Raw genomic sequence first — 11,934 nt, 5'->3', positions numbered from 1 at the left:
GACGCGCGCCGCCTGGCGGGCTACGGCAGGGCGGGGTTGTTCTCCGCGATGTACTCGTGGTTGTCCGCGTTGTCCAAGGCCTTGGTGGGGCTGGAGGAGGCCAGGCTCTTGGCGGCGCTCTGGCCGTAGGCCCAGTCATCCGTGGCGGCCACCACGTTGAAGTGGCTCATCTCGTGCACCAGGGTGCCCGCCTTGGAGTCCGTGCCCGTGTTGGGGGCGTTCCAGAAGGCGCCGCACACGTAGATCTTGTACGGAGAGGCCGGGTACACGTACGCGTAGGTGCCCGTGTCCGTGCAGCTGCAGTCCACCACGACGGCCGCGGAGGCGAACGCGTTCTTGATGTTGGTGAAGTGGCTGCGCGCCGTGGACAGGTTGGTGCTGGAGTAGGCACCGAACCAGGTGGTGTAGCGCGAGGTCCCCGAGGAGATGCTGTTGAGGTAGCTCGAGGTGTTGTTCGCGTAGGTGGTGGCGGAGCTGAACGCGGTGGAGATGGCCGAGGCGCGGGTGCTCGAGCAGTTGCTCGCCGCCGTCACGCCCAGGGCGGACACGGTGCCGAGCGCCTGGAGCCCGGGCTCGGCGTTGGGGCGGCCCTCGATGAACAGGCTCACGGCGTTGGAGTCGAGCTGGGCGGCGCGGGTGAGCACCACGTTGTGGTGGCTGAGCGACTGCGCGGCGAAGCGGATGGTGTAGTTGCCGGTCTCGCGCAGATCATACAGACCGGAGAGGGCGGCGGTGCCGGACACGCTCTCGCCCGGCTGCAGGACGATGAAGTCCTCCGCGCGCGGCGCCATGCGCTTGATGTGGGGGCCGCGGTACCCTTGCCAACCCGGTCAATCGTTTTCTCTAGCACAAAAATGGATTCCGCGCACCGCGGCTTCTCGCGGAAATCAGCATCCATGGATGCCAGTGATTGATTGGGAGTCCATTGATTGCCAGGCCATTGATTGCCAGGCCAAGGAGCTGGGGTCCCAGGGGAGGTGGGGGTGCCCAGGGATGTTTGCTCCCCCAACGACTGTGGCCTACGGTCGCGCGCCATGAGCGCATCCAACGACCCAAGGACCACAACCCCAGGAGCTTCCCTCATGCAGTGGCGTCCCTCTCTTCTCGCACTGGCGATGGCCGGTGTCCTCTCCTCCTGCCGTGGCGGCAATGGCGGAGGAGGGGAGCCCGAGCCCCAACCGCCCGCCCCCGAGCCCGCGGCCTACAGGGTGACGGTCAATACCGCGGCGGCCCGGGCCGACAGCCGTCTGGCCTGCTTCAAGGGCAACGGCGAGGCCGAGTGTGGCCTGCGCCTGTATCAGATCATGGTCGAGGCCTTCGTCGATGGCGACAGCACCGCGAATTACAACACCGGCTATGGCACCAGCCCCCACAAGGGAGACCTGCAGGGAATCATCAACAGCCTCGATTACATCCAATCGACCGGCGTGAACGCCGTCTGGCTCACCCCGATCTTCAAGAGCGTACGCGTGGCCGGCCAGAACGACTGGGCCGATCGTCTCGATGCCACCGGCTACTTCGCCTCGGACTACTTCAACGTCGACCCCCACTTCGGCACCCATGACAAGCTGAAGGAGCTGGTGGCCGCCGCCCATGCCCGGGGGATGTATGTGTTTCTCGATGGCGTGTTCGGCCATTACAAGATCAACGCCCAGGACTACGCCTCGCCCATGGGCCGCAAGGTCTCCACCACCGGTGGCTCCCAGGGAGACACCGGGCGGTCCGCCGTCTATCCGGACGACCTCGAGTTCTTCAAGGAGGTCGCCGCGCACTGGGTGACCGAGTACCAGATCGACGGCTGGCGTCTGGATCAGGCCTATCAGGTCCCGGTGCAGTATTGGGATGACCTTCGCGCCGCCGTCGCCGACGCCGCGGCCAGCACGAGCTACACCAACCAGGCCGGCCAGACGGTCCATCCGCTCGGCTACATGGTGGGGGAGATCTGGCGGAGCGCGGGGGAGATCTCCAGCCAGGGTTATGGCACCACCGCGAGCCCCGGACTGCTGTCCGTGTTCGATTTCCCCGTGCGCTACAGCCTGGTGCAGACGCTCGCCGTCGAGGAGAGTGGCACGGGCAACCGCGCGGCGAGCAATCTCCATACGGGTTACCTGAGCCAGCTGGCCTACCCCGCGCATGCCATGCCGAACCTGATGCTGACCAACCATGACGTGGTCCGCTTCGGCGATCTGCTCCAGCGCGGAACCCTGGCGGACCCCACGAGCGAGGCGTACTGGGCGCGCCACAAGGCCGCCTTCAGCTTCATGGCCTCGTACAGCGGTCCCATCACCCTCTACTACGGCGATGAGATCGGCCAGGAGCTGCCGGGGTTCTCGGCCCGTGAAAGCAACGCGACGTGTGCCGTCAACGGGCGCTGCGATGACCATGTCTCCCGCACCGCCGCCATCGTGGAAGGTGTTCCGTCCACCGTCGGCGGCGCGCCCGCGGTGCTCTCGGCCGAGCAGGCCAGCCTGAAGAGCCACGTGGCCGCGCTGATGGCCTTGCGCGATGCCCACCCGGCGTTGGCCAATGGCAGCCGCACGCACATCTTCTCGGACACGAACGTCTACATCGATCGCAAGGACAAGGGCACCGACCACATCCTGTATGTGTTGAACACGAAGGCGGACCCGGCGGTGATCACCGTGGCGGGAGCGGCCATTGGCAGTGCCGGGGCGCTCGCCGGGTTGCTGGATGGGGCCGAGGTGGTGGGCTCCGGTGGCAACTACGAGCTCCGGCTGAAGCCGTTCGAAGCCAGGTTCTTCGAGATCGTCTCGCCGACGGCCGAGGGCCCGCAGGTGGGCGAGGGCAGTGATCTCTCGGGCGAGGGACCGCTGGCCGGCTGCAACACTCCGGCCGTCGAGGGCCTGGGGCCCCTCAACAAGGAGATGTTCATCCGTGGCAGCTATGCCGGTGGAGAGAACTTCGGCGCGACGCCGGCCAGCCGCCGTTTCGTCTACAAGGGAAACAATCTCTACCAGGTGGTGGTCCGTGAGCCGGTGCCCACCGCCTACACCTTCAAGTTCGCCAGCGCGGATTGGTCGAAGGAGTTCGCGGTGAAGAGTTCCGCCGCGGTGGTGATCGCCACGGAGCAGACCCTGGCGGTCGCCGCGGGCAATGGCACCGAGTCCTCCATCGCCATTCCGGAAGCCGGTGACTACGTGTTCAGCTTCCGCATCAACGCCACCCTCAACGGCGGCGAGATGATGGTGAGCAGGTGCGAGTGACGCACTGACGTGGAAGGCCGGGGCGGGGGAGGGCCCGGCGCGAGCCCTCCTCCGCCTTCCCCTCACAGCCGGCGCCAGCCGAGCTGGGACACCGCGCCGCCACCGTTCTCGTAGTACTCCATGATCACCCGGTGGCGGCCCTTCCACAGGAAGATGAGCCCGCTGTACGTCGTGGGACCCTGATCCCGCCAGGCATCGATGACGCGGGAGCCGTCCACATCCACGCGGACCCCATCATCCGCCCGCGCGGTGAAGCGGTACGTTCCATAGTTGAGCGAGAACCAGCCCGTCCAACGCACCGAGAAGTGATCCGCCGCGACCTCTGGCGCGGGGCTGTCCAGGCCCCAGTCGTAGGAGAGGGGAGCCGGCTCGCAGCGCACCATCACGGGCTCGCCGCCGAGCCAGGGGTTGTTGAAGTACTCCGCCCGGAATTGTCCCTCCGGACACTCGGCCGGCACGGGCCGGGCGAACGTGGCCGTGTACGTGGCGCTCGTCTCACCCGCCTCGACCTGATGCTCCAGCGCCCCTCCGTCCGACCAGCCCTGAAACTCATAGGGCTCCTGTGGCGAGGGCGCGCTCACGGTATTGCGCGAGCCGGCGACGGCCGTGCGTGTCAGCGGGGCCGTTCCGCTCTGCCCGTTGAGGAGCACCCTCAGGCCGGAGGGGACCGTCTCCAGTGTCAGCTGCACCGTCCGGGGGTAGATGCTCACCGTGTGCCTGGCCGTCAGGCCCCCCGAGTCGGAGGCCGACAGCGTGAGATCGAAGTAGAACTCGTCTCCGTGGTCCGGAATGAGGAGGCTCCCACTGGCGCCCGTGGAGGCGCTGTACGGGTGGGCATGGCACGTCCCCTGGATGCAGTGGTGCAACGTGACGATCCACGAGAGCCTGTCCGCGGGAAGCCTTCCATCCTCGGCATCGCTCGCCTCGCCCGACCAGGTGATGACGTCCCCCACCTTGAACGAGGAGCCGTGCGCGGGCGAGGTGATGGTCACGACAGGCGCCAGGTTGCCCACGACGATGGCCACGCTCGCCGAGCGGGTGCCGCCGCGTCTGTCGCTCACGGTCAGCCGGGCGGTGTAGTCCCCGTTGGCGGTGTACGTGTGTTCCGGATGGGCCAGGTTCGAGCCCGTGCCATCCCCGAAGTCCCAGCTGTACTCGAGCAGATCTCCATCCGGGTCTCCGGTCCCCTCGCTCGAGAACCGCACGAGCAGCGGCGCATACCCGTTGCTCGGAGCCGCCGAGGCCACCACCGTGGGAGGCGTGTTCCCCGCCGTGTAGCGGATGCGGCGCACCTGCCCCTCGGCGATGGCCACGTAGTAGACGTCTCCGCCCGGTCCCGGGCTGATGGCGGCCGGAGTGTGGGCATCGGCGAAGAAGGTCACGCTGCCAGGAACCAGGTCGTCGTTCTCGTCCACGCGCAGGGTGCGCAACCAGCTCTGGACGTAGTCTCCGAAGAAGAAGGCGCCCCAGTAGGCGGAGGGGTAGTCCGTGCCCGTATAGAAGAACCCGGCGGTGGCACACGCGCTTCCACCGTTGTGGCTCCAGAAGTACAGCGGTGGCTTCACCGCGGAGGCGCCCCGGGCGTAGAGCGCCTGGCAGGCCGGTTTGGGCGCGTAGCCTCCCTGGGGCTCGGGGCCCTCGTAACACGGCCAGCCGAAGTTGGCCCCTGGCGTGGCGACGTTGAGCTCCTCGTACTGGCCCCAGCCCACGTCTCCCAGGTAGGGCCGGCCCGTGTCCGGACGCAGGTGGAAGCGGTAGGCATTGCGCAGCCCGTAGCTGAAGACCTTCGAGCGATTGGCCCGGGCTTCTCCCGTCCAGAACGGATTGGTGGGCAATCCCTCTCCGAAGCGGGTGATGTGCAGGAGCTTGCCCGCGAGCGAATCGAGGTCCTGCGCTCGCAGGGCGTTGTCGTCGACGAATGAGAATTCGGCCCCATCCCCCAGGGTGACGAAGAGCGTGCCGTCCGGGGCGAACTCGAGGTGGCCGATGCTGTGCGAGGGGCTGTCGGAGGGAATGCAGTCCGACCCCGCGGGGAGGTCATTGCAGGAGGCGGCCACCTGGGTGCCCAACAGGATGACCTCGCTGGTGGGCGAGGCGGTGTTGCCCACCACCGTGTACCGCGCCAGCCGTCCCACCTTGGGCTCGAAGTCGTCCCAGGCGTCGTCATCGTAGGTGTAGAGGAGATAGATGAACCCGTTCGCCGCGAACTCCGGGTCCACCGCCAGGCTCATCAGCCCACGATCATGGGTGGAATTCACCCGCTCCCGGATGTCGAGCAGGGGCGTGGGCAGGAGCACGCCATTCTCATGAATCCGTACCACTCCCTCCTTCTCCGTGATGAGGAACCGGCCATCGGGCAGGGGCACGAAGGCCGTGGGCACCTCCAGCCCCGAGATGAAGACCTCGTCGGAGAATCCACCCGGCAGGACCGGGCTCGCGCCGCGTGCAGGTGTCGACACCAGCAGAATCCATCCCAACCACGGCACGAGGAACGCCGCGCACGGGATGAACCCGCGTGATGAACAAGGTCTTGCCATGTCAGCTCCTTCGCAGGGGGCTCGGAAAGCTGGCCTCTGCCTTGCTCGCCACCATTCGTCCCGAGGTGCCGTCCACTGTCCGATTCCGGCACGCTCTCGACTCTCCGCGTCATCCGAGCGAAGCGCTGATTCTCCACCCGTGAGGAGTGCGGCACGTTCGTCCCGCACTCCTCCCCCCCATGGCTGACTCAGCGGACATCCCGGGCCGCGGCTCCGGCGCCGCGCTGTCTTCCCAGTCCCTCCCGCTTCAGCAGCGCTCCGAGCACCGTGGCTCCGAGCGCGATGAGTGCTCCCGCGGTGAAGGGCGCGCTGGCGCCCAGGGTCTTGTAGAGCGCGCCGCTGGCCACCGGGCCCACGGTGCGGGCGAGACCTCCCGAGGACTGCGCCAGCCCGAGGGTCAGGCCGAGCAGCGAGGGATCGGCGGCCTGGGAGGCCAGGCTCCCCAGGAGGGGCTGGATGAGGCCGAGCCCCGTGCCGAGCAGGAAGACGGAGGCGACCAGGGGGAGGGGTTGAGCCGCCACACTCACGCCCAGCATCCCGGCGCACAGCAGCAGGGTGCCGAGGATGAGCAGGCGCACCTCGCCCACGAGCTTGGACAGCGGGCCGATGAGGCCTCCCTGGATGACGAGCCCCAGCCCACCGACCAGCGCGAAGATGTAGCCCACCTGCTTCGCGCCCCAGCCGAGCCGCTCCTGGGCGAGCAGCGCGAAGGCCACCTGGAGCGTCGTCATGGAGAGGAAGACGAAGAAGTAGAGCAGCAGCATGAGCCTCAGCGCGCGCTGCCGGGGCGAGCGGTGGAAGACGCTCAGCCGCGAGGGGGGCTTCGCCGGAGTGGAGCGGGTGGGATGGGTCTCGGGCATGGCCACGAGCACGCCGAGCGCGCCGAGCAGGGCGAGCGCCGCCGCCGCCAGCGGGGGAAACCACGCGCCCCACTGGGAGAGCTGTCCGCCGATCATGGGGCCCAGGACGAGTCCCAGGCCGATGCCCGCCCCGAGCCGGCCCATGGCCCGCGCGCGGTGCTCGGACGGGGTGACGTCCGCGAGCACGGCCTGACACGCCGAGATGTTGCCCGAGGTGGCGCCCGCCAGGATGCGCGAGACGAAGAGGAGCGGCAGCAGGTGGTGGTAGCTGGCCAGGGAGAAGAGGCCCATGGCGACGGCGTTGGCCGCGAGGCTCATCAGGATGATGGGCCGGCGGCCGTACCGGTCCGAGAAGCGCCCGAGGATCGGGGTGGCGAGCAGCTGCGTGAAGGAGAAGCTGCCGAGCAGCACACCGACGGTGAGCTCCGAGCCGCCCATCGACTGGACGTAGAAGGGCAGGAGCGGGATGACGATGCCGAAGCCCACCAGGTCGAGGAACACCGTCACGAAGACGAGCGCCTCGATCCGGCGGAGCGGCCATGGGGCTGGAGCCATGCCCGCACTCTAGGGGGCCCGGACGTCCTTCCCCAGTGGGGAGTTCATGGCACCATTTCATGGCACCGTTTCATGGCACCATCGGCGGCATGACTCGCACGATGTTGTTGCTGTGGGTGTCCCTCGCGCTCGCCGCCTGCGCCCGCTCCACCGCGTCCCAGCGCGAGGGCGAGGCCCCGGCCATGGCCTTCAAGTCCTCACTGGCGGTGCTGCTCGAGCACCGCGCCGAGCTGGCCCTCACCCCCGAGCAGGTGGAGCGCTTCGAGCAGCTGGAGTTCGGCCTCCACGAGAAGAACATCGGACTCCAGCAGCAGCTGGACGTCCTGCGGACCCAGAGCAAGAAGGACAACCGGCCCTGGCACGGGGGCTACATGGGGGGCGGGACGCATGACGCCCATGGGGGAAAGGGCGGCAGCATGGGGCCTCCGGATGCGGAGCAGGCGCGGGCCGTGCGGCGCGAGCGGCTGGAGCGCATCGACTCCACGCTGCGCCAGATGCAGGACAACGACACGCTGTCCTACATGGAGGCGGAGAAGGTGCTGAGCGACGCGCAGAAGCCCCGCGCGCGCGAGCTCTTCTCCCAGGAGCGCGGCAAGCTGCTCAAGCAGCTCGAGGCGCTCCACTACCGGTTGCGCAAGGGCGACTACTGACGCCGCCGCCCGCGCTCAGGGCGTGACGTGGTGGATCCAGATGTTCCGCGTCGCCAGGTGGGGCTGCGTGAGCATGTCCGCGATGCGCTGCCCCGGAGGCACGGGCCGGTTGAAGGGGTAGCCCGGCTCCTGCTCCCGCTCTTCCCACGGGGTGATCATCACCATGAAGCGGAAGAGCATGCCCTCCCGCCGGCCGCGCGGCAGCAGCAGGTTCGCGGGCCAGCCGCGCTCGTGCACCACCGAGGCGAGGCTCGCCGGCCGGAAGATGACCGCCTGCTCCGAGGGCCGCAGCGTGTGGTGGAACCGGTCCATCTCCATCCACATGCGGCGATCCTCGGCGAACGCATCCGCCGCCAGGTAGACGCGCACCGTCACCTTCTGCTCGTGCGGCAGCAGGTTCTCCACCCGGAAGAAGTAGTGGAAGGGCTCGTAGGACAGGTGCCCCCCCTGCTGCGCCATGAAGGTGTTCAGCGCGTGCGTGCTCGCTCGGAAGGAGGGGGGAGGGCTGGTCCAGTAGTCTCCCCCGAAGGTGGCCTCGCCCCACCGCTGCCCGTCGAAGTCCGGGGACGTCCCGCCGGGGATGTCCTTGATGAAGCACAGGAGGATGTCCGGGCTCTGGTGGGCCGGGTAGATGCCCTCGCCGAGCCACTTGCGCACCAGCACCTGGGGACCGCCGGACACGTCGTACGGCGGCAGGTGCGTGCTCTGCCAGGCGTCGAGGATGTCGTCCACGTGGCGGTGCCAGCGGTAGAAGAGCGGATCCCTCGCCGCGGTGGCCGGGGAGGTGAGCACCCCGGGCAGGCCCGTCTTGTCCTGGGGCGCCGTCAGGCAGCCGAGCAGCACGTGCCCCATCTGTTGGTGCGCGCCATGGGGGCCGAGCGGATCCGCCCAGGCCTCGCCATCCACCGAGCCCGGGTTGGACTCGGCCGTGTCGGCGAGCTGCGCCAGGTGTTCGATGACGGTGGGCGTCTCCCCCCGCCACAGCAGTCCCGAGGAGGCCGCGGTGAAGAGGCGGTCGCGGCGCATGGCGTGGTCGGTGACGCCGTAGCCGGGCAGGTCCCTCGGGCTCAGTCCGGGCGGCCGGGGCGCGAAGCCGGGCAGCCCCGCGTCATAGGCCTCGTTGATGGGGGAGGCGTAGTCCTGCAGGGGCACGGTGCGCGGCATGCCGAACCCCAGCCGCTCCGTGTCGTAGCGGGCCAGCAGCTGTTGGCGCAGGGACGCCAACAGCTCCGCCCGTCCCTCCGGGCGCAGGCGGCGCTCGGGGCTCGCGGGGTCCGGGTGGCCCTCCGCCGGGTACAGTACCGGCCACGCGTCCACGTGCTCGTTGAGGCCGCTGTCCTCGCGGAAGGAGTCCAGCCAGACCTCCGCGCCGGGCGTGCCGGGGTTGCCCTTCCGGGGAACCTCGGGGCGCCCCGAGGGCAGCACCTGGTGGGGGGCCCGCTCCCGCAGCGGGGGCACGGACAGCCGACGGCCCTCGGGGTGGTGGGCGATGAAGACGCGCAGCGCGTACTTCGCCCACTCGGGGTCTCCGGCCGCGGCCTGCCGCTCGGCCTCGTCCAGCACCGCCGCCAGTCCTTCCTCCCCCGGCCGCGCGTTGGCCAGCGCCATGAAGCGGGCCGCCAGGGACAGCGCGAGCTGGAGGTGGGACGGCAGGAAGGGGAGGAACCGCTGCTGGAGCGAGGGAGGCCCGAACAGCGAGGGCTCCCGCCGGGCCGTCATCGGCAGCGGGGTGGGGGAGGACTCCCGGCTCAGCAGCGCCCGGACCCGCTCCTGTGGCTCCAGCGGCGCGGGGCTCACTTGAGGCCGACGTAGATGTTCTGGACGTCGTCGTCCTCGTCCATGGCCTCCAGGAAGGACTCGACCTCGGTGCGCGCCTCGCCCTCGAGCGACACCGGATTCTTGGCCACCCACGCCAGGTTCTGCGCGCTCACCGTCCAGCCCATGCCCGTCAGGGCGCGGCTCACGGTGTCCAGGTCCGTGGGCGCGGTGAGGAAGCGCGTGCCGCCCTCCTCGCCGGGCTCCAGTTCCTGCGCGCCCGCCTCGATGGCGGCCGTCTCGGCATCCGCGCCCGCTTCGGGCGGCGTGGCCTCGATGACCCCCAGGCGGTTGAAGTCCCAGGACACCGCGCCGCTGGTGGCGATCTGCCCCTTGCGGAACAGCAACCGGATGTTGGCGGCGGTGCGCGTCTTGTTGTCGGTGAGGCACTCGACGATCACCGGCACCTGGTGCGGGGCGAAGCCCTCGTACGTCACCACCTCGTAGTTCACCGGCTCGTCCAGCAGGCCCGCGCCCTTCTTGATGGCGCGCTCCAGCGTGTCGCGCGGCATCGAGGCCTTCTTCGCCGCGTCCATCGCCATGCGCAGGCGGGGGTTGCTGTTGGGATCGGCCCCCCCGGCCTTGGCGGAGACGATGAGTTCCTTGACCAGCTTGGTGAAGAGCCTGCCCTTCGCGGCCGCGTGCTCCGTGCGGCCCTTGTGCTTCCATTGAGCGCCCATGGACTGCGCTCCTACCTCATTCCGGGGCCGCGTTCATCATCTCCGCGGCCCGGAGTGCCGGGGGACGCTCAGAAGTGGTCGCCGTACTCGGTCTCGGACATCCGCTGCCACATGCCGCCCTGGAGCCGGAACTTGATCTCCTTGTAGCTGACCAGCCCGTTGTTGTTCAGGTCCCCCTTGGCGGTGATGACCAGGTCCCCGTCGCCATTGAGCACGACCTCATAGCGGTAATAGAGGTGGCCGTCGGGCGCCCAGCCCAGGTCCTTCCAGTGGCCCAGGTCCATGTTGAAGCGCTGCTTCTTGCCGTTGGGCTCCTCCACCGGATTGAACGGCATGTCCGGCTCATCCCCTCCCGGGAACTTGCCACCGTGCGAGGAGGTGTACTCGTTGAGCACGCGCATGATGGAGTTCATCATCAGCTCCCGCTCGGCCTGCTTCGAGCGCAGCATGATGTTCTGGAACTCCGGCAGCGCCACGGTGGACAGCAGGCCGACGATGCAGACGACGATCATCAGCTCGATCAGGGTGAAGCCCCGCCGGGTGCGGACGGGGTGAAGCTTGCGGTTCGCCATGACAGGCCTCCTTCGAGGCGACGGGAAAGAGAGGACCGTGGGATTCACGGAGTGGTGTTGCCCGCGGTGGCCGGAGCCTTCGCGGCGGGAACGAGGAGCCAGGTGCCCTGGCCCTGGGGCTTGAGCTGCATGCCGCTGGCCTCCTGCTGCTTGAGCCACGCCTCCTGCTGCGGCGTGGTGGGCCCCGTGCGCAGCGAGCGCACCAGCAGCGAGCCGTTGGACGTGTTGGGGATGACCACGGTGTCCGGCGGCGCGCCCGGGTGGCTGTAGGCGGCCGGCGGCGCCACGGTGTCCTGGTTCATCCGGGTGCCGTGGTAGGCGGCCACCATGGCCACCGCCAGGCCCAGCCCCACGAACAGGATCTTGTTCGTCTTCTTGGGGCCGTTCTGCGCTTCCGGCTCCTGCGCCTGGAACGTCACCTTGCCGGTGGCCGCGGGCTTCTTCGGCGCCGCATGCGGGTGGGCGGGCGTGGCCGGCTGGGCCGAGGCCGCCTTCACGTTGGTGGAGAAGTCCACCGCCTCCTGGGTCAGCGTCTCCCAGGTGCGATCAATGGCGAGCCCCATGTCCGGAGAGGCGGGCGTCGCGGCGCGCAGCGCTTCCAGGGCCCGGTCCACCTCGGCGAGCAGCGCCTCGAGCGCCGTTTGATCCACCCGGCCTCCGGCCGTCAGCAGCAGATCCTGCGCCGCCGCCAGGCGCCAGCGCACCGCGACGGCCTCCCGCAGGGAATCGGCCAGGCCCTCGTCCATGAGCGCCTCGCGCTCGGGCAGGGTCAGCTTCTCCTGCAGCCTGCGGGCGTTGGGCAGGGAGATCGCCAGCATGCGCTTGCCGCACAGCACCTCCAACGCCTGGGCCTGGGTGGGCACGTTGCCGGGCCAGATCGCCGGTTGCTCCAGCTTCTTGTGAGCATGCGCCACCGCTTCGGCCAGGCTCTCGTCCGTGGTCGGGTGGGTAGTCGGGGTGACGGGGGTCTGCGGATCGTTTGACATGGGCCCACGCGGGAAGACGGGGCCTCCATCATCCGATCTCCGGGGGCACCAACAC

General features: G+C 69.1%; 9 protein-coding genes. 2 read left to right on the top strand and 7 right to left on the bottom strand.

Translation table 11 applies throughout. The annotated features are described in order from the left end of the window. Positions 1–20: 20 nt before the first annotated feature. The gene (locus AC16DP_RS51895; protein ID WP_329732256.1) at positions 21–791 is read right to left on the bottom strand and encodes a M35 family metallo-endopeptidase; all 771 of its coding nucleotides are present in this window, start codon (positions 789–791) and stop codon (positions 21–23) included. Between the two features lie 291 nt (positions 792–1,082). Here AC16DP_RS51895 and AC16DP_RS51890 point away from each other — a divergent pair, with 291 nt between their 5' ends. Next, positions 1,083–3,224: an alpha-amylase family glycosyl hydrolase gene (locus AC16DP_RS51890; protein WP_329732257.1), complete on the top strand. Its 2,142-nt coding sequence runs from the start codon at positions 1,083–1,085 to the stop codon at positions 3,222–3,224. A gap of 62 nt (positions 3,225–3,286) precedes the next feature. Here the strand turns inward: AC16DP_RS51890 and AC16DP_RS51885 are convergent, their stop codons facing one another. Beyond that, positions 3,287–5,683 (bottom strand): PQQ-dependent sugar dehydrogenase, encoded by a 2,397-nt coding sequence (locus tag AC16DP_RS51885; protein ID WP_329732258.1) that lies wholly within the window; start codon positions 5,681–5,683, stop codon positions 3,287–3,289. 266 nt (positions 5,684–5,949) lie between these two features. Then, positions 5,950–7,176, bottom strand: coding sequence for an MFS transporter (locus tag AC16DP_RS51880; protein ID WP_329732259.1), 1,227 nt, complete (start codon positions 7,174–7,176; stop codon positions 5,950–5,952). Positions 7,177–7,235: 59 nt separating this feature from the next. On the opposite strand from AC16DP_RS51880, the gene AC16DP_RS51875 reads away from it, so the two are divergent. Next, entirely contained in the window at positions 7,236–7,826 is a 591-nt protein-coding gene (locus AC16DP_RS51875; protein WP_329732260.1) for a hypothetical protein, read from the top strand. A 15-nt stretch (positions 7,827–7,841) separates the two neighbouring features. On the opposite strand, the gene AC16DP_RS51870 is transcribed toward AC16DP_RS51875, so the two are convergent. The 4 genes from AC16DP_RS51870 to AC16DP_RS51855 all read right to left on the bottom strand — a co-directional run bounded on the left by AC16DP_RS51870 (position 7,842) and on the right by AC16DP_RS51855 (position 11,879). Beyond that, positions 7,842–9,623 carry a tyrosinase family protein gene (locus AC16DP_RS51870; protein ID WP_329732261.1) on the bottom strand — a complete coding sequence of 594 codons (1,782 nt, stop codon included), beginning with the start codon at positions 9,621–9,623 and terminating at the stop codon, positions 7,842–7,844. Further along, positions 9,620–10,321, bottom strand: a complete 702-nt coding sequence (locus AC16DP_RS51865; RefSeq protein ID WP_329732262.1) for a YebC/PmpR family DNA-binding transcriptional regulator — start codon at positions 10,319–10,321, stop codon at positions 9,620–9,622. The genes AC16DP_RS51870 and AC16DP_RS51865 overlap by 4 nt, the downstream gene beginning before the upstream one ends. A gap of 68 nt (positions 10,322–10,389) precedes the next feature. Beyond that, a complete protein-coding gene (locus AC16DP_RS51860) occupies positions 10,390–10,893 on the bottom strand; it encodes a type IV pilin protein (RefSeq protein ID WP_329732263.1) in 504 nt (167 codons plus the stop codon). Positions 10,894–10,937: 44 nt separating this feature from the next. Continuing rightward, positions 10,938–11,879 (bottom strand): hypothetical protein, encoded by a 942-nt coding sequence (locus AC16DP_RS51855; protein WP_329732264.1) that lies wholly within the window; start codon positions 11,877–11,879, stop codon positions 10,938–10,940. Positions 11,880–11,934 lie beyond the last annotated feature (55 nt).

It is taken from the genome of Archangium sp., assembly GCF_057119385.1.
This window is presented reverse-complemented; position numbering and strand designations above follow the sequence as displayed.

Coding starts and splice junctions, on each gene's coding strand:
- AC16DP_RS51895 (WP_329732256.1), bottom strand. CDS start 791: ATGGCGCCGCGCGCGGAGGACTTCATCGTCCTGCAGCCGGGCGAGAGC.
- AC16DP_RS51890 (WP_329732257.1), top strand. CDS start 1,083: ATGCAGTGGCGTCCCTCTCTTCTCGCACTGGCGATGGCCGGTGTCCTC.
- AC16DP_RS51880 (WP_329732259.1), bottom strand. CDS start 7,176: ATGGCTCCAGCCCCATGGCCGCTCCGCCGGATCGAGGCGCTCGTCTTC.
- AC16DP_RS51875 (WP_329732260.1), top strand. CDS start 7,236: ATGGCACCGTTTCATGGCACCATCGGCGGCATGACTCGCACGATGTTG.
- AC16DP_RS51865 (WP_329732262.1), bottom strand. CDS start 10,321: ATGGGCGCTCAATGGAAGCACAAGGGCCGCACGGAGCACGCGGCCGCG.
- AC16DP_RS51860 (WP_329732263.1), bottom strand. CDS start 10,893: ATGGCGAACCGCAAGCTTCACCCCGTCCGCACCCGGCGGGGCTTCACC.
- AC16DP_RS51855 (WP_329732264.1), bottom strand. CDS start 11,879: ATGTCAAACGATCCGCAGACCCCCGTCACCCCGACTACCCACCCGACC.